The organism is Streptomyces sp. NPDC033136, from assembly GCF_055578235.1.
This window is the reverse complement of record NZ_JBVIPD010000022.1, coordinates 1-23,552: the sequence shown is the minus strand read 5'-3', so window position 1 is coordinate 23,552 and position 23,552 is coordinate 1. Positions and strand designations below refer to the sequence as shown.

25 protein-coding genes are annotated in these 23,552 nt (G+C 69.0%); 12 read left to right on the top strand and 13 right to left on the bottom strand.

Going from position 1 to position 23,552, the window contains the following annotated elements:
• Positions 1-178 precede the first annotated feature (178 nt).
• Positions 179-697, top strand: a complete 519-nt coding sequence (locus tag ACZ5TL_RS30865; protein WP_468593928.1) for a hypothetical protein — start codon at positions 179-181, stop codon at positions 695-697.
• Positions 698-797: 100 nt separating this feature from the next.
• Here ACZ5TL_RS30865 and ACZ5TL_RS30860 read toward each other — a convergent pair whose 3' ends face one another.
• Together ACZ5TL_RS30860 and ACZ5TL_RS30855 are read right to left on the bottom strand one after the other, a co-directional pair.
• Positions 798-1,343 (bottom strand): GNAT family N-acetyltransferase, encoded by a 546-nt coding sequence (locus tag ACZ5TL_RS30860; protein WP_468593926.1) that lies wholly within the window; start codon positions 1,341-1,343, stop codon positions 798-800.
• Positions 1,328-2,353: a hypothetical protein gene (locus tag ACZ5TL_RS30855; protein ID WP_468593924.1), complete on the bottom strand. Its 1,026-nt coding sequence runs from the start codon at positions 2,351-2,353 to the stop codon at positions 1,328-1,330. Before ACZ5TL_RS30855 ends, ACZ5TL_RS30860 begins: the two co-directional genes overlap by 16 nt.
• Positions 2,354-2,828: 475 nt before the next feature.
• Between ACZ5TL_RS30855 and ACZ5TL_RS30850 the strand changes: the two genes are divergently transcribed.
• From ACZ5TL_RS30850 to ACZ5TL_RS30840, 3 genes are all read left to right on the top strand, one after another.
• On the top strand, positions 2,829-3,059 hold the full coding sequence (locus ACZ5TL_RS30850; protein ID WP_468593923.1) for a hypothetical protein: 231 nt from the start codon (positions 2,829-2,831) through the stop codon (positions 3,057-3,059).
• Positions 3,056-3,235 (top strand): hypothetical protein, encoded by a 180-nt coding sequence (locus ACZ5TL_RS30845; protein WP_468593922.1) that lies wholly within the window; start codon positions 3,056-3,058, stop codon positions 3,233-3,235. The genes ACZ5TL_RS30850 and ACZ5TL_RS30845 overlap by 4 nt, the downstream gene beginning before the upstream one ends.
• Positions 3,236-3,328: 93 nt before the next feature.
• On the top strand, positions 3,329-4,108 hold the full coding sequence (locus tag ACZ5TL_RS30840) for a class I SAM-dependent methyltransferase (RefSeq protein WP_468593921.1): 780 nt from the start codon (positions 3,329-3,331) through the stop codon (positions 4,106-4,108).
• A gap of 58 nt (positions 4,109-4,166) precedes the next feature.
• Here ACZ5TL_RS30840 and ACZ5TL_RS30835 read toward each other — a convergent pair whose 3' ends face one another.
• Positions 4,167-5,123: a D-alanine--D-alanine ligase family protein gene (locus ACZ5TL_RS30835; RefSeq protein WP_468593920.1), complete on the bottom strand. Its 957-nt coding sequence runs from the start codon at positions 5,121-5,123 to the stop codon at positions 4,167-4,169.
• A gap of 30 nt (positions 5,124-5,153) precedes the next feature.
• The gene (locus ACZ5TL_RS30830; protein WP_468593919.1) at positions 5,154-6,386 is read right to left on the bottom strand and encodes an aminotransferase-like domain-containing protein; all 1,233 of its coding nucleotides are present in this window, start codon (positions 6,384-6,386) and stop codon (positions 5,154-5,156) included.
• A gap of 506 nt (positions 6,387-6,892) precedes the next feature.
• Here ACZ5TL_RS30830 and ACZ5TL_RS30825 point away from each other — a divergent pair.
• Both ACZ5TL_RS30825 and ACZ5TL_RS30820 read left to right on the top strand, forming a co-directional pair.
• A complete protein-coding gene (locus ACZ5TL_RS30825; RefSeq protein ID WP_468593918.1) occupies positions 6,893-7,027 on the top strand; it encodes a hypothetical protein in 135 nt (44 codons plus the stop codon).
• A 100-nt stretch (positions 7,028-7,127) separates the two neighbouring features.
• Entirely contained in the window at positions 7,128-7,961 is an 834-nt protein-coding gene (locus ACZ5TL_RS30820; RefSeq protein ID WP_468593917.1) for a hypothetical protein, read from the top strand.
• Positions 7,962-8,101: 140 nt separating this feature from the next.
• On the opposite strand, the gene ACZ5TL_RS30815 is transcribed toward ACZ5TL_RS30820, so the two are convergent.
• Positions 8,102-8,272: a hypothetical protein gene (locus ACZ5TL_RS30815; protein WP_468593916.1), complete on the bottom strand. Its 171-nt coding sequence runs from the start codon at positions 8,270-8,272 to the stop codon at positions 8,102-8,104.
• A 266-nt stretch (positions 8,273-8,538) separates the two neighbouring features.
• On the opposite strand from ACZ5TL_RS30815, the gene ACZ5TL_RS30810 reads away from it, so the two are divergent.
• Positions 8,539-8,808 carry a hypothetical protein gene (locus ACZ5TL_RS30810; RefSeq protein WP_468593915.1) on the top strand — a complete coding sequence of 90 codons (270 nt, stop codon included), beginning with the start codon at positions 8,539-8,541 and terminating at the stop codon, positions 8,806-8,808.
• A 60-nt stretch (positions 8,809-8,868) separates the two neighbouring features.
• Here ACZ5TL_RS30810 and ku read toward each other — a convergent pair whose 3' ends face one another.
• Entirely contained in the window at positions 8,869-9,801 is a 933-nt protein-coding gene (gene ku, locus ACZ5TL_RS30805) for a non-homologous end joining protein Ku (RefSeq protein ID WP_468593914.1), read from the bottom strand.
• 96 nt (positions 9,802-9,897) lie between these two features.
• Between ku and ACZ5TL_RS30800 the strand changes: the two genes are divergently transcribed.
• Together ACZ5TL_RS30800 and ACZ5TL_RS30795 are read left to right on the top strand one after the other, a co-directional pair.
• A complete protein-coding gene (locus ACZ5TL_RS30800) occupies positions 9,898-10,281 on the top strand; it encodes a transposase (protein WP_468593913.1) in 384 nt (127 codons plus the stop codon).
• 17 nt (positions 10,282-10,298) lie between these two features.
• Positions 10,299-11,306: an IS3 family transposase gene (locus tag ACZ5TL_RS30795; RefSeq protein ID WP_468593912.1), complete on the top strand. Its 1,008-nt coding sequence runs from the start codon at positions 10,299-10,301 to the stop codon at positions 11,304-11,306.
• 105 nt (positions 11,307-11,411) lie between these two features.
• Here ACZ5TL_RS30795 and ACZ5TL_RS30790 read toward each other — a convergent pair whose 3' ends face one another.
• Positions 11,412-11,621, bottom strand: coding sequence for a DUF6207 family protein (locus ACZ5TL_RS30790; protein ID WP_468593910.1), 210 nt, complete (start codon positions 11,619-11,621; stop codon positions 11,412-11,414).
• A 197-nt stretch (positions 11,622-11,818) separates the two neighbouring features.
• Entirely contained in the window at positions 11,819-12,505 is a 687-nt protein-coding gene (locus ACZ5TL_RS30785; protein WP_468593908.1) for a hypothetical protein, read from the bottom strand.
• A gap of 314 nt (positions 12,506-12,819) precedes the next feature.
• On the opposite strand from ACZ5TL_RS30785, the gene ACZ5TL_RS30780 reads away from it, so the two are divergent.
• Complete coding sequence (locus ACZ5TL_RS30780; RefSeq protein WP_468593907.1) at positions 12,820-13,038, top strand: hypothetical protein; 219 nt, start codon at positions 12,820-12,822, stop codon at positions 13,036-13,038.
• 323 nt (positions 13,039-13,361) lie between these two features.
• Here the strand turns inward: ACZ5TL_RS30780 and ACZ5TL_RS30775 are convergent, their stop codons facing one another.
• Positions 13,362-14,342 carry an ATP-dependent DNA ligase gene (locus ACZ5TL_RS30775; protein ID WP_468593906.1) on the bottom strand — a complete coding sequence of 327 codons (981 nt, stop codon included), beginning with the start codon at positions 14,340-14,342 and terminating at the stop codon, positions 13,362-13,364.
• A 205-nt stretch (positions 14,343-14,547) separates the two neighbouring features.
• On the opposite strand from ACZ5TL_RS30775, the gene ACZ5TL_RS30770 reads away from it, so the two are divergent.
• Positions 14,548-16,233 carry a DUF6119 family protein gene (locus ACZ5TL_RS30770; protein ID WP_468593905.1) on the top strand — a complete coding sequence of 562 codons (1,686 nt, stop codon included), beginning with the start codon at positions 14,548-14,550 and terminating at the stop codon, positions 16,231-16,233.
• A gap of 128 nt (positions 16,234-16,361) precedes the next feature.
• On the opposite strand, the gene ACZ5TL_RS30765 is transcribed toward ACZ5TL_RS30770, so the two are convergent.
• From ACZ5TL_RS30765 to ACZ5TL_RS30755, 3 genes are read right to left on the bottom strand one after another with little or no spacing between them, the layout of a single operon-like run.
• Positions 16,362-18,326, bottom strand: a complete 1,965-nt coding sequence (locus tag ACZ5TL_RS30765) for a DUF3732 domain-containing protein (protein WP_468593904.1) — start codon at positions 18,324-18,326, stop codon at positions 16,362-16,364.
• 4 nt (positions 18,327-18,330) lie between these two features.
• Positions 18,331-18,810 carry a three component ABC system middle component gene (locus ACZ5TL_RS30760; protein WP_468593903.1) on the bottom strand — a complete coding sequence of 160 codons (480 nt, stop codon included), beginning with the start codon at positions 18,808-18,810 and terminating at the stop codon, positions 18,331-18,333.
• Entirely contained in the window at positions 18,803-19,735 is a 933-nt protein-coding gene (locus ACZ5TL_RS30755; RefSeq protein ID WP_468593902.1) for an ABC-three component system protein, read from the bottom strand. Before ACZ5TL_RS30755 ends, ACZ5TL_RS30760 begins: the two co-directional genes overlap by 8 nt.
• A 63-nt stretch (positions 19,736-19,798) precedes the next feature.
• Here ACZ5TL_RS30755 and ACZ5TL_RS30750 point away from each other — a divergent pair, with 63 nt between their 5' ends.
• Positions 19,799-19,957: a hypothetical protein gene (locus ACZ5TL_RS30750; RefSeq protein ID WP_468593900.1), complete on the top strand. Its 159-nt coding sequence runs from the start codon at positions 19,799-19,801 to the stop codon at positions 19,955-19,957.
• A 176-nt stretch (positions 19,958-20,133) separates the two neighbouring features.
• Here the strand turns inward: ACZ5TL_RS30750 and ACZ5TL_RS30745 are convergent, their stop codons facing one another.
• Entirely contained in the window at positions 20,134-22,794 is a 2,661-nt protein-coding gene (locus ACZ5TL_RS30745; protein WP_468593899.1) for a helicase associated domain-containing protein, read from the bottom strand.
• Between the last annotated feature and the right edge of the window lie 758 nt (positions 22,795-23,552).

Below are 23,552 nucleotides of genomic sequence, written 5' to 3'. Positions count from 1 at the left end.
TGGCCGCCCGTCGCCTCGTACAGGTCCTGCGCGCGACGGCGGACCAGGCCGGCGGCGCCAGCCGGGACGGCTGGCGAAGTCGCCGCGCCACCCGGCGGGATGACGAGGGTCAGGACGCGCACTGCGCCCTGGCCCCGGCGTACTCAGGTATTCCGACGTCATCGACCGGAAGGCAGCCATGAGGCTTCACAGGCACCACAGCACGCAGCAGAACGCGGACACACCGTTCAGGCACGGCGACCCGGGAGACCTGTGGCACGCGATGGCCCGTCTCCATGCGACCCATCCCGAGCCGGTCGGCCTCAGCGTGCCGTTCGAGCGGCCGGCGGCACGGCTGTCGATCGCGGACCCGAACGACATCCTCCTCTCGGCGCGGGTGGAACTGTTCGAGGATGAGCCGATAAGCCGTCTTCACGACGTGATCGAAACGGTGTCGCGCCCCCTCGCCGGGGACGGCGGGCTCGGCGAGTACGCGCTCGTGCCCGACGTCGCGCTGGAGCTCATGATCGGCGTGCGGCAGGAACTGCCGCTGCACAACGCCCACGTCGCAGGCCTCACCCGGCTCCTGCGGGACGCCATCGGCACCATCGGCGCGGGCAGCGGCCCCGGAGAGGGGAACTGCTCTCACTGCGGCGGGAGGGGCCTGGCCCGCCCGCTGTGGAAGCCGTCGTTCTCAGCCGACCAGGACGTCGCGTAGTTCCCGTACGGCACGCTCCCGGTGGTGCTGAGCGGGGATCGCCTCGTACACGACGACGGCCCGCTCCGGGTGGGAGCGGGCCGCAAGCTGGTGGTCCCGGTCAGGCCGTGTGCGTGCGGTCGAGCAGCATCACGGCATACAGCGGGGAGTCCGGGAATGGCTGGCGCTCGCCGACCTTCTTGTATCCCCAGCCCTCGTACATCGCCTGGAGCCGGGGCCGCTTGGTGTCCACCGTGAGCACGGCCAGGGCCTCTGGCCGGTCGGCGAGCAGCGCGGCGTGCAGCCTCTCCCCAAGACCCTGCTTGCGCCATTTCGGCCTGAGCATCAGCTCCGAGACGGAGAACGTCGACGGGTCCGCCGGCTCTTCGGTCAGGTACTCACGCCACCATTCGCGGCCCGGCTCGCCCGGCGCCCCGTAGGTGAACCCGATGGGCTCACCGCCCACGTACGCGACCACGCACGCGAATCCTTCACGCCCGCCCCAGTGGTCCACGAACCAGGGGAAGCGCTGTACGAACTCTTCGTGCCGCCGCTCGAAGTAGGCATCGGCATGGACGTCGAGCAGGGTGGGCCGGATGTCGGGCAGGTCGTTGTGTCCGTAGCGGCGCAGGTCGATGGCGGGTGCCGTGGTCACGCGGGGCTCCATTCGGATCGGTAACGGTCGGCCCACTCGCGCGCCACGGTGGTGGAGGGCGCGAGCGTGAGGAGATCACGGTAGAAGTCGCCCAGCTGGACGCGCAGTCGGCCGGGCAGTGGGCTTCCGGACATCAGGGTGAAGGCGTCTTCGGTGGTGGCGCAGGCTTGTTCGGCGTCGCCCTGGTGGAGTTGGGCGATGGCGAGGTCCACGGTGGTCATGGCGCGGTTGCGCCGGTAGGGGGCCGGGATCGTGGACAGGGCGCGGTGTGAGGCGGCTTCCGCCTCCGCGCTCTGGCCGAGTCGGCTGCGGACGATCCCGGTCAGGGCGTGCAGTTCTGCGGGCCCGTAGAAGGCGATCCAGGACGGGCGGGGGCGTGCCTCGGCTCGCACGAGGGCCTCTTCGGCGTATCCGATCGAGCGGATGGCGGCCTGCCGGTCGCCCCGGTAGGCGTGCCCGATTGCGGCACGGGCGTGGGCGAGGGATCCGAACAGCGGATCGCGGCGCGTGATCGCGCAGGACTGGGCGGCCTGTGCTGCTGCGACACCTTCGGCGTGGTGACCGAGTTGGTACGCAAGGATCGAGGTGGAGTTCCACACCCGCATCAGTGCCACGGGGTCCTGCGACAGCCCGGCCAGCCTCAGCGCCTCGGTCACGTGGCTGCGGGCGCGGTCGAGCTGGCGGGCGTCAATGCACGACCAGGCGGCGGCCGTGGTGTAGTCGGCGGCGACACCGAACAGCCGTTGCCGGATCGTCTGCGAGGCGGAGTGGTCCTGGAGGCCGACAGCCTCGGCTGCGCCGGCGAGCGCGGCGCGCTCGAGGGCGGCGTGTCCGCCGCGTTTCTGATCGAGCAGGGTGAGCCGGTCCAGGCCGTCCCGCAGGCGGAGCACATCGGAGGTGCCCACGGTGGTGGGACGGGTGCCAGCGGCTGGCAGGGCGGTGGCTGCGACGGCGGATGTGGCGGCGGTGCAAAAGCGGCGGCGGAGCATGGCTGAGGGGTCCTCGTAGGGCGGTGCGGGCATGCCGGGGGGATAGAAGCCCAGGCAGAGGGGCGTGCATCCGAATACTGCTGTGAGGGCGTCTCGCTGGCGCTGGTGCGGCCAGTGGGTTTTTCCGGTTACCCAGTTGCGGACCGTGCGGTCACCGACGGTCCCTTTGTGACCGGCCGCCTTCAGCTCCTCGTTCACCCTGTCGGCCAACGTGCCCTGCTTGAAAGCGTGTTCGGTCATGTGGGCCTGCAACCGGAAATTTCCTTCCACGCACTCACCGTAGCCGCGTGATCATGCAGCGTGGAGGGGTTGGGAGGATCCCACCCCGCAGAAATTTCCGGTCACCGCGAGTAGCAACGGGCTCACTTTTCCTACCTGTTGACCTCGCCTTGGCGTTGGACTGGACATGCGCCCCGGCGAAACGCCGCAGGCGCCCGGCGGCCGTCTCTCGTTCCCCCGTGGGAGATGGCCGCCACAAGTCCCGACCGCGAGCGCGAGGCACCCCAACATGACGACGCGCAGCACGCCGCCCAAGCCAGTCGCAGGCGCCTACGTGGACGCCCCGGCCATTCACCGCGAGCGGCTGAGCAAGCAGCAGATCGCAGGCCGCTCGTGCTGCTGGTGCAGCGGAACTCCCGACCCCAGGTTTCCGGTGCCGATACTGCGGGACGCCGCCCTGTACGCCTGCGCCCCCTGCGCGTCCATGTACGCAGTCCCGGCCGTGGAGGCGAACCAGTGACCCGCGTCGGCACCGACGACTTCCCGACCGGGCTGGACGACTGGACCGCCCGCGACTGGGCGGACTACCGGGAGCGGGTCGAAGACGGCGAGGGCAGCGCGCACGCGATCGACGCCATCCAGCGGCGCCGCCGTCGCCAAGCACAGAGCAAGACGTCGCAGGAAAGCGCACCGTGACCGGCGCAGGGTCGTTCCCCGTAGCAGCCCGGGCGCCATCTGACCGGGTTTCGAAGACAGCCATCTCCCAACCGCCCGACGAAGGGAATCGCCATGACGTACGCAAGCGACACCTACGGCGACCGAACCGCCGACGAGTACGACGCTCTCTACAGCGACTTCGTGCCGCCGGCCGCGCAGATCCGATTACTGACCGAGCTCGCGAGCGCCACGCCCGTCGTGGAGATCGGCTCCGGCACCGGGCGGGTCACCCTGCCCCTGGCCGAGCACGTTCCGGTCCTCGCGGTCGACGCCTCCGAGGAGATGACCCGCCAGCTGGCGAAGAAGACCGGCACCCTGCCCATCACCCCGATCACGGCAGACGCCGCCCACTACATAGCCGGCAGGCGTGTGGATCTCGTGTGCGCCCTGTTCAACACGTTCTTCCTGCTGGCCTCCGAGAGCACCCAGCGGGCGTTCCTGCACAACGCGGCGCGCATGCTCACCGACAACGGCACGCTCCTGATCGAGACCTTCGTCCCGCGGCCCGGCCAGCGTCTGCCCGACGGACCCCATCCGGGAGTGTTCCCCGAGGGGCGCAGCGTCGTCGCCCTCAAGCGGCGGACCGTGGACACCGTCGTGGTCTTCGCCGCCGAAAACCACGACGACGAGCAGGAGTTCCACTACTCCGAAATCGTCCTGCGCGACGGAGAGCCGGTGCGCGTGCTGCCCGGCCAGATGCGCTACTGGCGACCCGAGCAGATCGACACGCTCGCCGGTGAGGCGGGGCTGCTGCTGCGGGAGCGGTTCGAGGACTGGGACCGCACCCCGTACGACACGGCCACCAGCGGCCGCCACATCTCCCTGTACCGGCTCGCCGGACAGAGCCAGTAGCACACACGACGGCCGCCGCACCCTGCTGCGCCCGGGGTGCGGCGGCCGTCGTGTGTCGTCAGGCAGACCGGCCGTTTCGGTGTGCTGCCTGCGCCGCGAGATCGCGGCAGAAGCCCCCGAAGTCCAGGCCGGCCTCCGCGAGCGCCATGGGGTAGGTGCTGGTCTCGGTCATCCCGGGGGCGACGTTCGTCTCCAGGACGAAGACCTCCCCGGCCTCGGTGACGATCGCGTCGGTGCGCGACAGGTCCAGCAGCCCCAGCGCCTGGTGCGCGGCGACGGCCACCCGGGCGGCCTCCTGCGCCACGTCGGCGGGCAGGCGGGCCGGACAGTGGAACTCGACCGCGCCGGGGGTGTAGCGGGCGGTGTAGTCGTACAGGCCGTCAGCGACGATCTCCACCACGGGCAGCGCGCGCGGCCCGTCGCCGAGATCGGCTACTGCCACGGCGATCTCCGTGCCTGTCACCCGCTGCTCGATCAGCGCCTCATCGTGGTACGCGAAGCAGGCCATCAGGGCCTGCGGCAGGTCCTCTGCAGAATCCACCCGGCTCACGCCGAACGCGCTGCCGCACGCGCGCGGTTTGACGAACAGCTCAGGACCCAGCCGTTCCACGACCCGGGCCGTCAGCGCGGCCGCGCCCATGTCGTGGAACGCCTGCTTCGGCAGCGTCACCGCCTCAGGCGTCTTCAGCCCGGCCTGTTCCAGGATCGCCTTGGCGGTGGTCTTGTCGAACGCCGTACGGCACGCGTGCGGGCGGGCGCCGACATAGGGCACCCCGGCCAGCTCCAGGACCTCCTTTATGGTCCCGTCCTCCCCGGCGATGCCGTGCAGCACGGGGAAGACCACGCCCGATGGGTCCTGCGCCAGTGCGGGCAGCAGGTCCTTGCCGACGTCGCGGAGTTCCACCTCGACCCCGGCCCGGCGCAGCGCGTCGGCCACCCTCGCCCCGGAGCGCAGTGACACCTCGCGCTCCGGTGACAGGCCCCCGGCGATGACGATGACGTTCAGGTCGCTCATGCTGATTCCGTTCCTCTGGCTGTCGGGGCGTCAGGAGTGGTCCGGGCCCGGGACCTGCGGGCCAGGGCTGTGCGGGTGCGCGGTGGTGCCGAAGGTCTCCCACAGCTCCAGCTCGGTGCCGATCACCTCAGCCAGGGTCCGCACGCCCTCCCGGATGCGCTCCGGCGGCGGATAGCAGTACGACAGACGCATGGCCCGGCGGCCGGCCCCGTCGGCGTAGAAGCCGGTGCCGGGTACGTAGGCCACCCTCGCCTGGACCGCCCGGGGCAGCATGGCCTTGGAGTCCAAACCCTCGGGCAGCGTCACCCATACGAAGAAGCCGCCGCCCGGCCGCGTCCACGACACCCCCGCCGGCATGTGCTCCTGGAGGGCGTTGAGCATCGCATCACGCCGCTCCCGGTACATCTCCCGGAAGGCCTTCAGCTGTTCCTGCCACGGCTGGGTGCGCAGGTACCGGTCCACGGCGAGCTGGGCGAAAGCGGAGTGGGACAGCATCGCGCTCTCGGCAGCCAGCACCAGCTTGTCCCGCACCGCGGACGGCGCCAGCGCCCAGCCCACCCGCAGCCCCGGCGCCAGGGTCTTGGAGAACGAGCCCAGGTAGACGACGTCCGCGGGAGCGTCGGCACGCAGGGCCCGCATCGGCTCGCCCTCCAGGTGCAGCAGCCCGTAGGGGTTGTCCTCCAGCACCAGCACCCCGGCCCGGCGACACACCTCCAGGACGCGTAACCGCCGCTCGGCAGCCAGTGTGACCCCGGCCGGGTTCTGGAAGGTGGGCACCGTGTAGAACAGCTTCGCTGGCCGCCCGGCGCGCTCCAGCCGGGCGAACGTCTCCGCCAACGCCTCGGGCAGCACCCCCCGCTCATCCATGTCCACGTGAACGGCGCGAGCCTGATACGCGGCGAACGTCCCCAGCGCGGTGACATAGGTCGGACCCTCGGTGACCACCGTGTCGCCCGGGTCGAGGAACACGCGCGCGACCAGGTCCAGCGCCTGCTGCGAACCGACGGTGACCACCACGTCATCCGGATGGGCGTCGATGCCTTCTTCGGCCATCACCGCGCAGATCGTCTCGCGCAGGCTCGGATCCCCCTGAGCGGATCCGTACTGCAGCGCGATCGACCCTCGCTCCGTCACCAGGTCGGCCATCAGCGCGGCGACGGCATCCATGGGCAAGGCGCTCACGTTGGGCATCCCGCCGGCCAGCGACACGATCTCAGGGCGCGACGCCACCGCGAACAGCGCCCGCACCTCGGACGCGACCATCCCCGCCGCCCGCTGCGCATAGTGGCCAAGCCATGGATCGGCGCCCCGCCGGGATGGTTCATCAGGCTGCATTCGCACGCTCCCTGTCCGTCACCACTGGAGGTCACAGACACTACTGGCCTGCGCTCGACCACCGCGCCCCGTACGAGTCCGCTGCCGGGCAGCCGGCTCCGGTGGCAGAGCGCGTCGCAGACGGCGGCGACGTCAGCGCCAGGCCGGAGATCAGCCCGCCCATCCGATGTCACGGACCTCGATCGCTCCGGCGTGCGGTTCTCCCTGCTGTCCAGACCGGGGTCGAGGTGTTGGTGTCCCCGCGTACGCTCGGATCGCCCGCCATGCCCTCAACTCAGGAGACCCCGGTGACCGCACAGGAGCCCCGCATCAGTCGCGGAGGAGAGGACTCCCCGGCGCCAGTGATTCCCGGATGCACGCGTGTCGAACGACAGGTCACAGCACGTGGCGCGTCTGCGGATGAACTTGAAGCCCTCGGCTTGCCCAGGTACGCCATGCTTCCAGTCGTGGTCTACGAGGCCATTCAGTACGGCCAAGACGGCAACGTCCTGGCGGCCACGACCACCGTCGTCCGTTCCAAGCATCCGACTCCCGAGGGCTGGGGGCTTTCGCCCCGGGGCGGCGACTGATCACAGATGGAACAGGATGCCGTGCCCGTACGGCAGTTCGCCGCGTTACGCCGGGCATGACGCGCCTCCCTGGCCGCCGCCCAGTTGCCGGAGATCACTCATGTACTCGCCTCCCCCTGACCCGGACACCGAACAGCGCATGCGCACCCACCACGCCCGCGCCGCGAAGGCCCTGGACGTCCAGACCGAGCCGGGCGGGGAGTTCTGGGGGTGGGCCGGGCGCACTCTGGGCGCCCCGGTCCGCACCGCCGCCGGCGCCCCGGCGTGGCTGCGGCTGGTGTCCGCCCCGGAGGCCAAGGCGTCGGGGAAGCTGTGGGACGGCGCCCTGGACGCACAGCACGCTTTCGGCGACCTCGACGGGCACCGCCCCGAGCTCCTGGCCGTGCACGACGCCGTCGACGACGGCACGGCCTACCGGGCGGAGCTGTCAGCCCGCGTCGACCAGCCCGTCCTGTCCGACGACCCGATCCTCCAGCACGACCTCCAGCTGACCGGCTCCTGGTGGGCCGACCTGACCAAGACGCTGGAGAAAGTGTCGGCGACTGTCACTGACCGTGTCGCCGTACGTCAGCAGTACATGGACCGGGCGATCCCCGAGTTCGTGGGCATCCTGGCCCCGGCCGTGACCTGCTGGACCACCGCCCACGCCGACCTGCACTGGGCGAACGTCACCGCGCCTCTGCGGCTTCTGGACTGGGAGGGCTGGGGGCGAGCTCCGGAGGGGTTCGACGCTGCCACCTTCTACGCCTACACGCTGCTCCAGCCGGACACCGCTGCCCGCGTCCGCGGCGCCTTCCCCGTCCTGGGCAGCCCGGCCGGCCTCGCCGCCGAAGCGACCGTGTGCGCCCAGCTGCTCCAGACCGTGAGCCGCGGGGACAACCTCATCCTCGAAGGCCCGCTCCGGGACTGGTCCGAGGAACTTCGCCGCCGCTGAGCCCGCCGTATCTGACGTGCCGTACCAGGCGTCTCGCGCAGCCCGACCACGGCAGGTCAGCGCGCTGCTCACCCGCCACCGGCTTGCTTCGGCCTGCCCTCGGTCAGCTGGCTGGCGGTGTTCTCGATCCATAGCAGCGTTCACTCGACGCCGGCCCGCCACCCGGGTTCCGCGCCGTCGTACCGGCCTTCGGCGTCGGCGCGGATGGTGGCCGCGAGGGTGCGCAGATCCTTCTGCAGTCCCTGTCGCCGTGCCGTGTCCACGGCCTGGCGCATCTCGTCAGTGATATCACCGGGTCGGAGCTCGCTCATCGCCCCACCTTGGACGACCGGCCCCACCGATGGCCATACCGGAAGGTCACCAGCCCCCCACGGCCGAAGCTCTGGCCAGCCAGTGATCACCCGTGGCAGGCTCTTGCCCTCCAGGCGAGGGGAGTGTCTCGATGCAGGGCTGGGCGGAGACAGAAGGCGAAGTGTGTCCCGACTGCAAGGCAGGACCAAGTCCCGAAAATGCCTGCGTCGGGGTCGGGACGCCCCACCAGATGTGGCATACGCCCGATTGCCCGCAGTACACGATCATGCAGATCAACTGGAAGGAAGGCGCCCGGCGCGTCAGGGAGCAGGATGAGTGGGCCAAGGGCGTCTTCCCGGCCGCGCACGAACGCCTGAAGCAGGCAGCCGCCGAGATGCCGCCGGGCACAGCCGCGCAACCGTTCATCGACGCCCTGACCGAGCTGGTCCAGGCGCAGGCCGACACCACCGGCTTTGTCGTCCTGCACCGGTGGGCGGAGATCCTGGAGCGGCACTTCCCGCCAGAGCTCCCCGACCCCGACCACGCCGCCGACTAGGCACCCGGCAGGCCGACCACGGCCCGGGACGCCCCGACCACGGGCCCGACCAGGGGCAGGTCAGCGTGCTGGTGTACCTCGCTGATCGCCCGATCGCCTGGCGTTCCTCGAGGGCGCCGTCCGAGCGGTCGCCTTCCCCGGCGTCTTCCGCACGGCCTTCTTCGCCGGTATGGCTGGCGCCTCCTGCTGGTCCGTGTCGCCCGTCTCGCCCCGCGCCGCCCGGGCCTTGTCGACCGACTCCTGCAGCGCGGCCATCAGGTCCACCAGCTGACCTGGCCGCGCCTCCGGCTCCGGGGCGTGCGGCAGTTGGCGGTCTTCCCGCTTGGCCTCGATCACCTCGTGCAGCGCCTCGCTGTAGTGGTCGGTGAACTCGGAGCCGGTGAGGTCGTCGCGGGTCATGGCCTCGATGAGCGCCACGGCCTCGCCGATCTCGTCTTCGTCCAGCTGGACCGGCGGGGGCACCACGGCGGCGGGATCGCGGATTTCGTCCGGCCACAACAAGCCGTGCAACGCGATCACATCGCCACGGGCCCGCAACAGACCGAGCCGCTCACGGCCCTGCCACGCGAACCGTGTGACAGCGACCCGCGAAGCCCGCTCCAGGGCGTGCCGCAGCACCAGGTACGGCTTGGCGGCCACGGCGCCCTGCGGCTGGAGGTAGTAGCCGGGGCCGATGCGGAGCGGGTCGACGGCGGTGGCCGGGATGAAGGCGATCAGCTCGATGGCGCGCGCTGTGGGCAGCGGCAGGGCCCGAAGCTCTTCGTCCGTGACGGGGATGACCCGGCCGTCCGGCAGTTCATAGCCTCTCCCGATCTCGCCGAAGGTGACCTCGCGGTCCTCCACCTCGCACCAGTAGCGGTTGCGCACCAGGCCCCGGTCGGCGGTGTGGATCCGCCGGAAGCGCACGCTGTGATCTTCGGTCGCGCTCAGGACCGTGATCGGGACGCCGACCAGCCCGAACGAGATAACGCCGTTGAAGATGCTCGCGGGCATGGCACACCTCCGCAGCCCCCCTCTCTGTCAGCCTTGGGTGAGACGTCTCGCTTCGGCGGGTTAGCCTGAGAGGGCACGACAGGAGAATCACCCCCTATGACGAGCACCGCCCCCGCCGAGTCCGATCCGGCTCCCAGGCCGAAGCGCCGTTCCTTCACTCCCGAGTACAAGCTGCGGATCGTGGCCGAGTACGACGCGGCGCCCAAGAACGAGAAGGGCGCGATCCTGCGCCGCGAGCGCCTCTACCACTCGCATGTGAAGGAGTGGCGGGCTGCGCGGGACGCCGGGGCCCTGGAGAAGCTGGTCGACAAGCGCACCAGCCCGGCCCGGCCGAAGAAGTCGGCCACCGAGGCGGAGAACGAGAAGCTGCGCCGCCAGGTGGAACAGCTGGAGAAGGAACTGGCCCGGAACAAGGCCGCGTTGGAGGTAATGGGAAAAGCTTCCGCGCTCTTGGAAATGATCTCCGAGGGCGCGGACTGAAGGCTGCCGCCGACCCGGTGGTCGACGACGCGTTCACCGGCGTCGAGGACAAGCTGGGCATCACGGCCGCGTGCCGTCTGACCGGCCGCTCAAGGGCCACCCACTACCGCCGGCTGCGTCCGGCGCCGCCGCGCAGGCCCCGCTCGCCGCAGGTCCAGCCCTCGGCCCTGACGGCAGAAGAACGGGCTGCGGTACTGGAGTTGATGAACAGCGTCGAGTACGCCGAGCTTCCTCCCGCGCAGATCTGGGCCCGCGAGCTGGACGCCGGGCGCTACCACTGCTCGGTCTCCACGATGTACCGGATCCTGCGCGAAAAGGGGCAGTCCGGCGAACGCCGCCGCCAGGCCACCCACCCGGCGAAGACGGTGCCCGAGCTGGTGGCCACCGCACCGTCGCAGGTGTTCACCTGGGACATCACCAAGGCAGCCGGACCGGTCAAGGGCGTCTGGTATCACGCCTACGTCATCATCGACATCTTCAGCCGGTACATCGTCGGCCACACCGTCGAGCGGGCCGAATCAGCGGCGCGGGCCGAGGAGTTGATCCGCGAGGCTATCGCCCGCAACGGCATCGTGCCGGAGACCGTGCACGCCGACCGCGGCACCTCGATGACCTCCAAGAAGGTTTCGCAGCTGCTGATCGACCTCGGCGTCACACGGTCGCACTCGCGGCCGAAGACCTCCAACGACAACCCCTACAGCGAGGCCCACTTCAAGACCACGAAGTTCATGTCCGACTACCCCGATCGGTTCGATTCGCTGGCCCATGCCCGCGAGTGGTTCGACGCGTTCATCGCGTACTACAACCACGAGCACCGGCATTCGGGCATCGGCTGGCACACGCCCGCCAGCGTGCACTTCGGCACCGCCGAGGAGGTCCGCGACCAGCGAGCCGTCACCCTCGCCGAGGCATACGCCCGCCACCCCGAACGCTTCGGACGCCGCCCCCGACCACCCCAGATACCCCAGCAGGCATGGATCAACGACCCGGCCAAACGCAGGGAACCCGCACCACAAACCTCATAGCGTCACAACCGTCTCACTGGACTTGAAATCTTCCGCCCCGAGCACCTCCAGCGTAGGAGCCGCGCCAGGGCTCGTCACGAGCAAGGCCGGCACCCTGCCGCAGGCCTACACGTCGGCGTCCTGGTGCAGGTCCAGGAAGAACCGCAGCCGTACACCGGGCTCGCCTGGCTCCTTGGTCGTACGGTCCGCCGGCGCGATCGCGCACTGCGCGGCCAGCAGTTCCTGAACAGCGAAGGCGGTCTCGTCATCGGAGGCCGCCACCTCCACCACGGCCAGGCCCGGCAGCGCCACATGCGCGTCATTGATCTGCCTCATACCTGGCACGACGTGCCGACGCCCCCGGAGGTTCTTCCGTCCGAACGTCTTCACCCGACCGGGGACGGCTCGCGCGAGGCCTTGGTGGTTGCCGGCCACCCCTGACCTGAAAAACGACGATGCCTCCGGGACCCAACCGGCCCCGGAGGCATGTCGCTTGCTCCGCAGTCCCGTTCAACGAACGGGGCCCGTCGACGTCACGCCACGGCGGCCTGCCTCGCCAGCACCGCGAGCGGGGAGCGCCGGCCTTTCTCCACCGAGCGCAGCTGCTCGAAGTCGACCTCGGGGTGCGCGGCGGGGATCGCGTCGACCGACGCCGTGGTGTAGAGCGCGACGTCGACGGCCCCTGCCCGGCTGGTGCCGAAGCGGACCTCGATCGACTGCGGGGAGCGGATCCAGCCGAGCCGCACCATCCAGTCGAACTCAACCCTGCGCACACCGAGTCGCGCGGCGGCCTGCTCCGGTCCCAGCGGGGTGTCGGCGGCGACCAGGTCCGCCAGGTCCTCACGCTGGCAGACCTTTGCGACCTGACCGGGATGGTGCAGCGTCCCGTCGGGGTTCGCGCTCAGGTCGACCAGTAGTCCACGGTCGACGAACCGCCGGACCACGAAGGCCGTCACGTTCGCCTTCTCACCGATCACGTTCGGAGTGCCCAGGGCTTCGGCGATCCGGTCCGCCGCCGCGCCGCCGGAGATCGGCGGGGAGGGCATCGCGGCCCGGATGGCGTCGGCGTCCAGCGCCTCCACAGCCTCCCGGGACCACTGCCAGGAGGACACGTCCGGATCGGGGATGAGCCTGGCGTGCCGCGCCCACCGGAAGGCAGCTGCGGACACCTTCAGGCGCTTGGCGGCCTGGCCCTCGTCGTACTCGGTTCGTCGTGCCATGAGATCACCTCTCGCTCGTTCGCCTCGAAGCTGGCGAACAGAACATGACAGAACACCTAAAACCATGTCAATGGCCTTTGAAAACAGGCAAGTTGGATGCATGTCGCTAGAACGGCGCCCGCGTACGCGAGGGAAAAAGCACCCATCCGGACGCCGCTGCGGAAGTTGAGTCGTCATGGTCGGGGCGACCGCGAACCCCGACCATGAGGCCGACCGCGACTCCAGCCGCACCGCCCCCAGGCCCGACCGCGGCTGGCCGGCCGGGCGGCGTGTCCAAGATGACAGCAAAATCGAACAAGCGATCTAATGCCGGTATGGACGTGACCGACTTCCCCGACGACCTGGTGCAGACGCAAGCCGCCTGGAACGCCACCTACGCCGCGCTCGCCGCACCCCGCCCCCGCGACACCACCGCCCTGCGTCGCCGCCTGCTGCTCCTGTCCGTACGCCTGTGGTGGCATCCCTACTGGGACACCGCCCGCTCGGCGCCGGCGGCGCGCACCGAGCTGCGGCAGCTGGCCCGCACTCAGTGAGCAGCACGGGCCGCATGAGGGCCCGCCCGGACGCCGCACGCCGCCGGGGTTGCGGCAAGGGTTGCGCTAGAGGTTGCGTCATCTGGTTGCGCTAGGGGTTGCGCCTAATGTTGCGCACCCCGGCGGGCCGTCCCCGTATCCGTGCACGTCACCACGCGGTTTCGGCGTGGTCGGGCCGCTGACATCCCCGTTGCGACCCCTTCGCCCATGCCCTGGCTGGAGTTGAGGATGAGGGAGGGCGGGATGGGCGGCGCGTCCGCAGCCGGGGATCGGGGCGCGATCTTCGTGTTGCGCGTCGGCGGGGCCTCCGCGCCCGGTCGCCGTCAGTGCGGCGGTGACGTCAGGCGGGGGACGTCGGCGGGGGAGAGGTCGGGGCGGGCACGGTGCCAGCGTGCGGGATGCCGCCACCGGCCGGAGGCGTCGCGGGCGACGTCGACGCCGACTTCCACCACCAGCTCGGGTTCCACCAGCGTGACGTTCAGCTTCTCCTGGCTGCCCCACCCGGCGGAGAACGACCAGCCTGTCCACGGATGACCGCGCCGCCCTCGAGCGAGCAGACCGGCGACCGCCGCACCTGCCGCCTGGGCGAGGGTGGTGGTGCGGCCGACGTACTGAAAGTGGCCTTCGTCGTCGTACCTGCCGAGCAGCAGCGTGCGGGGCGCGGCCAGAGGGCCGGTGATCGCGCCGACGATCGCCTCGCTCGTCTCGCGGACCTTGTATTTCTGCCATCCCCTCACCGACGGCTTGTAGACATCGTCCAGCCTTTTGAAGACCAGGCCCTCCATCCCGACCGACGCCCACGTCAGCCACTCGCGCACGACGTCGGCCTCGGTGGTCGACGGGCACAGCGCCCACGGCGCGATGAGCCGGCGGGCTGCGAACAAGGACTCCAGCGCGGCCCTGCGCCTCCGGTACGGCCAAGAGGTCGTGTCCGTCCCGGACAGCCGCAACAGATCGAACGCGACGAAGTGGGCCGGCCACTCCTGTGCCGCCCGGGCCGCCCCGGTGCCGCGCCGGGCAAACCGGTTCTGCAACTGCTCGAACGCGAGGCGGCCCGCGGCGTCCCATACGACCAGCTCGCCGTCCAGCGCGGTCGCGTCCGGTAGCTGCACGGCCCCGGCCACGATCTCCGGAAACGAGGCCGCCATCTCGGTGCCGCGCCTCGAGCGCAGCACCACCCGGCCCGCCTCGACGGAGACGAGAGCCCGAAATCCGTCCCACTTCGGCTCCGCAGCACAGCCAGGCCGCAGATCGGGCACGGACACGGGGGTGGTCAGCATCGGCTCCGGCAGCGTCCATGTCACCTCCCATCCCTTCCACCCGCCCTGTCCGCCACCCGAGTGGCTGCGCATCGCCCGGTGAGGGAGGTACAACTCCGCTCGCATGCTTTGGGCAGCTTCCGTCCGTCCGGCATTCCCCTTGGGGCCGGATAGATCTGTTCGGTGGTGAAGACGGCACCCTGTCTGCTTTCGTAGTGTCTTCAAGTGCTTCGCACGCGGGGAGGCCGTCTTGGGTAGTAGCCGCACATCCCGATCCGCCACTCGTAAGTCCACCCTCCACCGGCTCAGGCCCTCCGAGGGCACGACCCCGGAACTGCGCACGTTCGTCCGCGAGAGATACCTCGACAGTGAGGACTACCAGGCCAGGGAGTTCACCCGCCAGGGGATGGAGGGCTTGCTGATCACCGGAGGCGTTCCCCGAGAGCGCGCCGACTGGTGCAGCGCGGTGGAATCCATCACCGGACTGGAAGTCAATGAACGCAGCCGCGCCGCGGCAGGACTCATTCTCATGCGCACCGGCCGCGGCACTTACGCGCTGAGCTACGGGGTGGGGCAGCACATGCTGGACCCCTACTTCCGTGACGACGAGTTCGGATTGGAGTTCGCGACCCGCTGCCTCGACGACGACGGGGTCATCAAAATCCGCAACCAGATCATGGACGGCAGAGGTCGGGTCGACGAGTACTCGGTGTCACGGGGCGAGCGGATCGACGACTTTGGTCTGGACCGTTTCGGTGCCGTTGTCCGCCGCATCTGTGGCACTGTCAGCGGACTGTCACTGACTTCCCTGGAGGCCGACAGGACACGACAGGTCCGCGTCGAGTGCTCACAGGCCACCATCAAGCTTCCCCTGGCCACCACCGTGGAACAGTTCCTGAGCGACCTGCAAGCGATCGAGGACGTGTGTGCAAGACCTGATCCGCTGCCGCAACTGCGTTTTGTCAGCAGGGTCCACACCCTCGACAGCCGCAGCCAAAAGGCGGTGCAGGCCCAGGCCATCCTGGAAAAGCACCTTGCGGACCCGGACAGTCCCCGTCTGATCATTGGGATTCCTGACTCGTGCCAGGAAAGCTACAGCTCTGCCCAGGCGTTCCGCGCCAGACGAGGCGCCCGCACGATCGAGACGAACGACCTGGAACTGCACCACCTACTGCAGTTCGTACAGGACAAGCCTGAGGGAGAACGGCTCAAAGCCCTCGGCGACGTACGGGTCACCATGTTCAGCGACGACGACTTCCTGACCCCGGCCAGCGTCACCACCAACGGGAAAGAGTGGCTCATCGCCGACATCACGATGGGCACAGACCGCCTGTTCTACGGCAACGGCAAATGGTTCGAGGTAGGGGCAGGCTTCCTCGAGACCCTGGAAGAGGAACTCACCGCCCTGTTCACCCAGCCGCAGACGGTCACCCTCCCGCGCTGGACCAAAGGCCCGCTCGATTCCAAAGGCCGCGACTCTCACGACGAGGACTGGTTCAACCACCAAGCGGCGAAGCCGGACGGGTACCTGCTCTTCGACAAGAAAGACATCGTCACGGGGAAGTTCAGGGGAGGAGGCCTGGAGATCTGCGACGTTCTCGGCCCCGAGAACCAATTGATCTGCATCAAGAAGGCACCCGCCAGCACGGCCCCTCTCAACCACCTCTTCGCCCAGGGCGTGGTCGCCGTCGAGACGCTGCGCAGCGACCTTGAAGTACGGACCAAATTCCTTGACCAGGTCGCCGCACACACGCCGGACCACCGCCTACTCGACGACTTCGGCACGCTCCGGGTTGTCTTCGGGATCCTCCTGAAGGACGGCCAGGACATCCGTGTTGACTCGCTCTTCGCGTTTGCCCAGGTCTCGCTGCTCCAGGCAGTCAGGCGGCTGCGCGCGATGAACGCGGAGGTCGAAGTCGTCGCTATCCGCCGCTGACGCAAGGGGCCGCACCCTCGCCTGCATGCTGCCGAGTAGCAGTCAGTCGGTGTGCACGAAGGCGCGGTCGAAGAACGCTGTTGCCGGTTCTGCCCGGGGTGGATGCTGAGAGTGGAGAGGGTGCCTGGCTACGGGGTGGGGTTGTCGTTGAGCCAGGTGGCCGGGATGAGCTTTTCGCCGTTGCGCCAGTTGTAGCGGATGGATGCCTGGTACCAGTCGTGGGGCAGGTCCGCGTGGTCGCTGACGATCATCTGGAAGTTCGGGGACAGCTCCCTGACGACCTGGTGCATGAGTTCGAAGAGGCGGGTGACGGTCACTCGGTCTTCGTCCAGGGCGATGTCCTCCAGCCGGCCTCGCTGTTTGGCCATGTCGGAGGGGTAGTAGGGCTGGGTCGGCTGGTCGAGCATGAGGAAGCGGGGTACGGGCCTGCTGTTGGCGACGAAGTACTGGTGGAGGGCGAGGTGGGTGGCCACGTGGTAGCCGACGTGGTTCTTGCCGCTGCCGATACGGAGCAGTTCGGTGATGCCCTCGACGGTGTCGGCGACGATGGTGAGCTTTTTGAGGTCCAGACGGACCAGGCGGTCGCCGTGTTCGAGTTTCAGGGTTCGGGCGTGGCCGGTCATCTTGCCGCTGAGGTAGCTGAGGCCGTGGGTGAGTTTGTCGTCGATGGTCTCGGTGTCGAGCTGCTCTTCGAGGCCTTGGACGAGCCGCTGGGCGACGGCGACGTCTGATTCCAGGCGCTGGAGGTGTCCGCTGTCGGTCGTGGTGTTGATCTGGCCCAGGTAGGCGCTGATCCTGCCGCGGGTGTAGGCCTGGGCTTCGGCCTGTCCTAGGAGGCCGGCCTGCTGGTTGCGCTGTTCGGCGATGATGCTCAGGGCGCCTTCGATGCCGCGGAGCTGTTCGCGTAGGCGCGTCGCCGCCTGCTCGATCTCGCGCAGGGCCTGCTCGCGGCGGGGCTGGACGGTTTGGACGCTGTCGAGCTGGCCTCGGAGGTCTGCGAGGGTGGTGTGCATATCGGCGACGGTGGGGTCGGGCTCGTCCAGTTCGTTTCCGCACAGGGGGCAGCTGTGTTCGCCGGGGAAGCCGTCGGGCACGAGATTGAGGGCAGACAGACGTGACATGCCGCGGGCGACGGCGCCGGTGTAACCGGCAGCCTGTGTCTCCAGGTCGTTCAGGAGCTGGCGTTCTTCTGCGAGGGAGCGCAGCTGCCGCCGGAGAGCCGATGACTGCTCGGTGAGGAGGAGTTCCTGCCGCCGCTGTTCCTCGTCTGCGTTGTCCGGGGTGGGCCGGAAGGAGGCAGCCTGCTGCAGGGCCTCGATGACGGCTGCTCTGTCGGAGGTGTCGACGCTGTTGTCGGTGAGCAGTCCGTGGACGCGGGCTTCACCGAGGAGGGACTCAAGGCGGGCCTCGATGCCTTGGTTTGCTTCCTGGGCGGCTTTGAGGTCGTTCTCGGCGCGGCGGAGGGCCCGTTTGGCTTGGGTGAGCTGCTGCTGAAGCGCGGCCTGGTCCTCTGGGACCGCCCCGAGGAAATAGGGGATCGTGGCCTTGAGGCTCTCGGGGATGCCGCGCTCGTTCTGCCGGTGGAACAGGGCCCGTTTGGAAGCGACTTCATCCTGGTTCTGCAGGCAGAGCAGGACGGCATGGCCGAGGTTGGCGCTGAGCGGGGAGAGCAGGCTCCCCGGCGCTGGTTCGCTGCGGGTGTCTCCGATTCCGATCCGGCGTCCGAGCTGCTGGCGCAGCTGTGTGGAGTCGGTGTTGACGCGGAGGTCGGGCAGTTCCGGGATACCGAGGTCGTTGCCGACTTCGAGCATGGCGTTGGTGACAGACTTGGCGCCGGGGCGAGGTGCCGGCCGTGCGGCCAGGATGCGGGTGTCGGGCAGCTGCAGGATGACTGCATACCACGCGACGGTGTTGAAGATCGGGCTGATCGGGAGCGTGGCCTCGTCCCTGCCGAGGCAGAAGTCGACGATGTCGAGCAGCGCGCTCTTGCCTGTCTGGGAGGTGCCGGTGACGATGTTGAGCTCGCCGAGCCGGAAGTCCAGGATGCGCTTTTCGCCGCTCTTGCTGTAGAGGATGATCGACCGGATCTGCACTGGCTCAGGGTCTCACGCCCAGCAGCGCAAACACGGTGGAAGGGTTGTCGGACTTGGCAGTCCAGCGGCCTATCAACGATGCGGCCTTGATCAGGTCGGCAAGTTCGCCCTCGGTACGGGATGTCGACGGGATCCTGCTCTTGAGGGAGCCCTGCTCGATGGTGAGCATCTGGTGGCGGAGCCCGAAGCGCAGACCTTCCCGAATGGAGGGTGCGAGTGAGGTGCTGCGGGCGGCAAGGCCCGCGACGAGTGCCGGGTGGTCTGCCACCCACTTCGTCAGGTGGGTGCGCGTCGAGGTGGGCAGCGCTTGCCGCGTGGGCCGGTGCAGGACCAGCGGGGCCACGACGAAGGCCATCGGCCACGGCATCAGCCTGCCGGAGGCCTCCCGCTCGTAGTCGCGTGCCGCAGTGGCGGCGACGGCGGCGACGAGGGCAGGGTTGAGGAAGGCGGCGCTGGCTTGCGGCCGCTGGCTCCAGCTAGGCACGGGCGGCCCTGATCAGGTTCTTCACCCGTGCCTCGAAGTCGGGGTGCCATCCGACCCGTCCGCGGTCGGCCAGCTCGTGGTGCTTGCCCCGGGAGAAGAACGCCTCGTCGTACGCTTCACGGATTCGGTACCGGGTCTGGTCCAGGGTTTTGCGCAGCAGTGCCTTGCCAGCCTGCTCCTGCTCCCGGTCGGTGGCATCTTCACCCAGGTCGTCGAGCATCCAGTCGAACTCCCGCTGCCACTCGTCGGCGAGGTTGCCCTCGAACCGCGCCAGCTCGTCGAGTTCCACCAGGTCGTCTTCGAGCCAGGCCACGGTCTGGGTGTAGGCGCGGTAATAGTCCACCATCGCCTTGTTCAACTGGCGGCCGGCACCCACCCAGCGCAACTGGTGGACGAAGCAGGCATCGGCCAGCTCGGTCTCGGCCTCCCGCGGGAAGTCCTCACGGTCCACCAGCGTGGGCAGTCTGTCGGAGGTGTAGCCGTCGCGGATGCGGCTAATGCGCTGCATCAGCCGAGTCACTGAGACGCTGGTGTGCCGCTTCTGCAGCATGTCCACGGTCTGCTCGTACCACCACGCCCACAGCTGCCGCATGAAGGAGTCGGCGTGCCCGTCGGGAAGCGCGGCCCTGAGCTTCACCCGCACCTGCGCGTCGAGGTCGTCGATGGACGGCGAACCGTCGATGACCCTCATCCGCCGTACGAAGACGGCACGCTGCGCCGGCTGAAGAGCCAGGAAAGCTGCCCGTGCGTCCTTCGTTTCCTTGGCCTTCGACTCCTGCGCGGCGGCGATGAGCAGGTCAAGGGCCTGTGCGGGTGCTGGATGGGGCGCCTTGAGCGCGGCCATAGCCGTACCCGGCCGGGCCTCCTGTGTAGTGACCAGGGTCAGCATGGGACCGTACTCGTCGCCAGGGGCGTGGGTGTCCATCCAGGACTGGATAGTCCGCCACACGTCGTCGTCCTTGTCGCCGAGCGACCGCACACTGCGGATGTGATGCTTGACCTGCAGGAGCTCAACGGGCCGACCATCTTCTTCCCACGCAACGTCGTCGTGGAGCTCCAGGCTGATCGCCCCGTCCGGGCGATCCTCTTGTCCCCGCAGCAGCTCAAGGAGGGCAAGCTGCGCCTGGAAGATGTAGCCCAGGGCTGACGCAGATGCCTCATGCGCGGAGGACGCCATGCCCACAGTCTCCCGATTCCGATATTGCCCTGTCCAGGACATCACACTAATCGAACACAAGTCTGACGGCGGTGATGTTATCGGTTCTGCTAGGGGAAATGAGTTGAGCAGGGTGGGCCCGACTCTGCCGTCGGGCCCACCTTCGACTACGCCCACTCCACGCCCAGCTCTCGCAGCGCGTCGAGCTGATCGGCCGCGAGCTTGTCGCGCCGGGTCTTGGTGTTGGAGACCCATACGCCCAGCTTGATGATCACCGGTTCCGTCTCGCCGTCGACCGTGATCTCCTCAGCGTGGCCGCGCGGTACAGGCCGATGGCCTTCCCGCTCGATCCACTGCGTGAGGGCCGCAAGTCCGCGCTGGAACGCCTGCTGTGCCTTGCTCGGGCCCTTCGCCGTACGCGTGGCTGCAGGGGCGGGAGACGGGGCCTCAGCGGGCTGCACGCCCAGCTTCGACAGCCGCTCCTGCTGCTCGGGGAGAAGCTGCGCCCAGGTGCCCGGGTTCTTCTGTCTCTGGAGCCACTTGCCCAAATCATCGCCGTCGAAGAGCACGCCCGGTGCGATGTCGGGCAGGTGGCCGTCGGCGTCGACCAGGTCCGCGAGGACGCGGTAGTGCCGCTGCCAGTCCAGCGGCCAGGGGCAGTTCCAGTCCGGGTCGATCACGGCCAGCTGCTTGGCGCGCTGTGCCGCCCGCTTCGGGTCCTTGCCCAGGCCGCCCTTCCGCCGGAGGTTGGCCATGTACTGCCCGATGGGCACCATTGCCTCGCCCTCGCCCCACACGGCGTCCTGACGCGGAGCAATGTGCCCCGTGGCCCGCCGATAGGACCGGAGCGCGGCGAGCTTGTTCTCCCACGCCTCTTCACCCGGCTCCCACACCATCCCGGCCTCCGGCAAGTCGAGCAGGGTCTTGCGCCGCTCCTCCAGCTCCCCGGCCCGCAGCGCCTTCCTCTGCTGGTGGACCCAGCGGCCAAGCGGGAAATCCTTCGTGACCCCCACTTCCACCTCGACGTCGTAGGGCACGGCGTAGAGGCCGGTGATCTCGTTCTCCTTCCGCCAACGGAGCAGGGCCTGATAACCCTCCAGCCACACCAGCGACTCCGGCCGGTACACCCGGGTGCGCAGGAACGCGGCGATGGTCGCGGCGTCGCGCGGGCTGGAGAAGTGCAGCAGCGCCGCTTCGGCAGCGGCCTGCGTGTCGTCCTCCTGGTCCTCGCCGTCGCCCTCGCCGCCGGCCCCGACGATCCGCCCCTCTTCGTCACGCCGGATGTGGACCTTGCGCTTGCCGCTCGTGAGCGCGCGGGAGGCCAGCTGCTCGACGAGTCGTTCATCATGCGAGCGCAGGCCCTGGAGGACCGCGACAAGGGGGCGGAACGAAGCGCTGGCGACCATGTCCTGCGGGTCCTCGCCGGGCTCCAGGAAGACCGGCACGATGATCCTGGCGACCTTGGTGGAGCCGTCCTTGTTGAGCCTCAGCGCGCGTCCGATGTTCTGCACGATCTCCACCTGCGAGCCGCGGGTGTCGGCGAAGCAGACGGCCTCGACTCCCCGCTCGCCGGTGATGTCGACGCCTTCCCCGAGCACGCGAACGCTGGCGAGGAAGGCGCGGTGGACCCGGCGCCCGGCCGCGTCGATCCCGTTGGCGAACTGGTGCAGCACCTCGCGCCGCTCGGAGACGAGATGGTCGCCGCACAGCCACGCCGACCACACCCGGTCCGGCGGGACGTGGCGGCCGGCCTCCAGCTCGTAGAACTCCGCGTCGATCGACGACTTCGGCAGCTTCTCCGCCTTCGCCAGGTCCTCGTCCGAGGCGTCGTTCATGTAGAGCTCGGCCGCGGTCTCGGGCAGCTTCTCCGCGAACGCGGCGGCTTCCTCGACCTTCTGGTGGAACGTCATGACCGTGCGCAGATTCCACGCGGCGGCGTGCTCCAGGAGCGCGGTCTGCAGCAGGGCTAGGCGCCGGCCGCGCCGCGCCTCCTCCGACTCCCCGAGGACCGGCGAGGGGTCGCGGATCTCCAGCACGTCGATCTCGAACCCGGCGAGGATCTCCCGCTCGATCGCCTCCGACAGGCCCAGCTCGGCCAGCCACGCACCGTACGTGCCGTTCGGGTCGTCGGCCATGCTCGCGAGCTCCGCCTCCTGGCCCTCCGCGCCCCTTCGCGGCTGGGGGGCCGCCAGGATGCGCGGGGTCGCGGTCAGGTAGAGCCGAAAGTCAGCGGGGATACGGCTGTTGTCGTGGATCGCCGCCCACGGACGACCAAGATCACCGGCGGTTCCGTGGGCCTCATCCACGATGGCGAGGTCAAACGGGGCCATCTGCTGCCCGTACAGCCGCTTCCCGCCCGCCAGAGCGGCCTCCAGCGGCCCGCGAACCTTCCGCTGGCCCACGGGCGCGTCGATGTCCTCGCGGTCCACGAGAGAGGCGTACGTGGCGAACACGACCACGGGCCCCGACCCGGCCCACAGGGCGAGCTGGATCGGGTTGGTGGTGGTGCGCACCCCCAGCTCGTTCAGCACCGGGTCGTTCTCCAGCGAGCACACCGCGACCATGGGGGAGCGGTGGCCCACCAGGCGCCACGCCTGGGCGGTCTGCACGAGCAGGTCCAGGGTCGGCACGGTGACGAGGATCCGGCCGCCCACGAATGCCTCCAGCGCGCACGCGGCGGCCGTGATCGTCTTGCCCGATCCGGTTGCTGACACGATCGTGCCCCGCGCCCCTTCGAGTGGCACAGATGACCTTGTAGGGAATCCCACCCACTTACGGAAGGCCACCTTTTGGTCGACCTGATGTTCCTTGAGCTGAATCACAGACATGAGGTTCCTCCCCGAGCGACGCCATCGTAAGTGGACGTGAAACAGAGCAGCTATCGAACAAACTCAACGAGAGCAGTCGGACAAGGAAGAATCTATGCGGCAAAAGTTGGGATTTATACCTTCGGCTAGAGGAAGTGCGTCAACCGGAAGCGGGTCAGGTCTTGAGGCCTCCTTCAACCCTTTGAGACGGTTGGAAATGCCCACAGAGACAAGTGACTTAGCACAGACAAGGACTGATGGCGTGTTAAAACCGATCCTGACGATGTTCACAGCCCTGCTTTCCCTGAGCCTCGCCCTAGGAGGTTTGATGCTGCGAAAACTAGCAGGGGATAGCAGCCACGATGCTGCAACGTTCGCGATTCTGCTATTCCTCACGAGTGCGGCCACGCTGATCGGCGTTATGTCGTACCTGACATCATGAGATCGATGCATCAGTCCTCGCAGCTTCCGCCGTTGGGGGTGTCTCGTGTTTCCGCCAACGGTACATGCTGTATCAATCTGATGCACGCGGTACACTGGAACCCACACGAACGAGCGACCCCCCTCCTTCGTAGCCTGCCCGGCCCGCGCTAGCGGGCCCCAACGGTTCTGGAGGCGCAGCCGGAAGGACCGTCAGGCGGGGGAGCGCAGCGGACCCGCCGACCAGGCTGGAGCGAAGTGAAAGCCGGTAGCGGGACGAAGTCCCGCCGGTCCGGGAGCGCAGCGGACGGACCGTCACCCCTCTTGCGCAGCAAGAGGGGTGAGCGGGTGGCGCAGCC

Coding starts and splice junctions, on each gene's coding strand:
- ACZ5TL_RS30835 (WP_468593920.1), bottom strand. CDS start 5,123: ATGAGCGACCTGAACGTCATCGTCATCGCCGGGGGCCTGTCACCGGAG.
- ACZ5TL_RS30755 (WP_468593902.1), bottom strand. CDS start 19,735: ATGGACACCCACGCCCCTGGCGACGAGTACGGTCCCATGCTGACCCTG.
- ACZ5TL_RS30860 (WP_468593926.1), bottom strand. CDS start 1,343: ATGGAGCCCCGCGTGACCACGGCACCCGCCATCGACCTGCGCCGCTAC.
- ACZ5TL_RS30820 (WP_468593917.1), top strand. CDS start 7,128: ATGTACTCGCCTCCCCCTGACCCGGACACCGAACAGCGCATGCGCACC.
- ACZ5TL_RS30745 (WP_468593899.1), bottom strand. CDS start 22,794: ATGTCTGTGATTCAGCTCAAGGAACATCAGGTCGACCAAAAGGTGGCC.
- ACZ5TL_RS30785 (WP_468593908.1), bottom strand. CDS start 12,505: ATGGCACGACGAACCGAGTACGACGAGGGCCAGGCCGCCAAGCGCCTG.
- ACZ5TL_RS30825 (WP_468593918.1), top strand. CDS start 6,893: ATGCTTCCAGTCGTGGTCTACGAGGCCATTCAGTACGGCCAAGACGGC.
- ACZ5TL_RS30830 (WP_468593919.1), bottom strand. CDS start 6,386: ATGGTCGCGTCCGAGGTGCGGGCGCTGTTCGCGGTGGCGTCGCGCCCT.
- ACZ5TL_RS30780 (WP_468593907.1), top strand. CDS start 12,820: ATGGACGTGACCGACTTCCCCGACGACCTGGTGCAGACGCAAGCCGCC.
- ACZ5TL_RS30840 (WP_468593921.1), top strand. CDS start 3,329: ATGACGTACGCAAGCGACACCTACGGCGACCGAACCGCCGACGAGTAC.
- ACZ5TL_RS30810 (WP_468593915.1), top strand. CDS start 8,539: ATGCAGATCAACTGGAAGGAAGGCGCCCGGCGCGTCAGGGAGCAGGAT.
- ACZ5TL_RS30815 (WP_468593916.1), bottom strand. CDS start 8,272: ATGAGCGAGCTCCGACCCGGTGATATCACTGACGAGATGCGCCAGGCC.
- ACZ5TL_RS30850 (WP_468593923.1), top strand. CDS start 2,829: ATGACGACGCGCAGCACGCCGCCCAAGCCAGTCGCAGGCGCCTACGTG.
- ACZ5TL_RS30790 (WP_468593910.1), bottom strand. CDS start 11,621: ATGAGGCAGATCAATGACGCGCATGTGGCGCTGCCGGGCCTGGCCGTG.
- ACZ5TL_RS30865 (WP_468593928.1), top strand. CDS start 179: ATGAGGCTTCACAGGCACCACAGCACGCAGCAGAACGCGGACACACCG.
- ku (WP_468593914.1), bottom strand. CDS start 9,801: ATGCCCGCGAGCATCTTCAACGGCGTTATCTCGTTCGGGCTGGTCGGC.
- ACZ5TL_RS30800 (WP_468593913.1), top strand. CDS start 9,898: ATGACGAGCACCGCCCCCGCCGAGTCCGATCCGGCTCCCAGGCCGAAG.
- ACZ5TL_RS30855 (WP_468593924.1), bottom strand. CDS start 2,353: ATGCCCGCACCGCCCTACGAGGACCCCTCAGCCATGCTCCGCCGCCGC.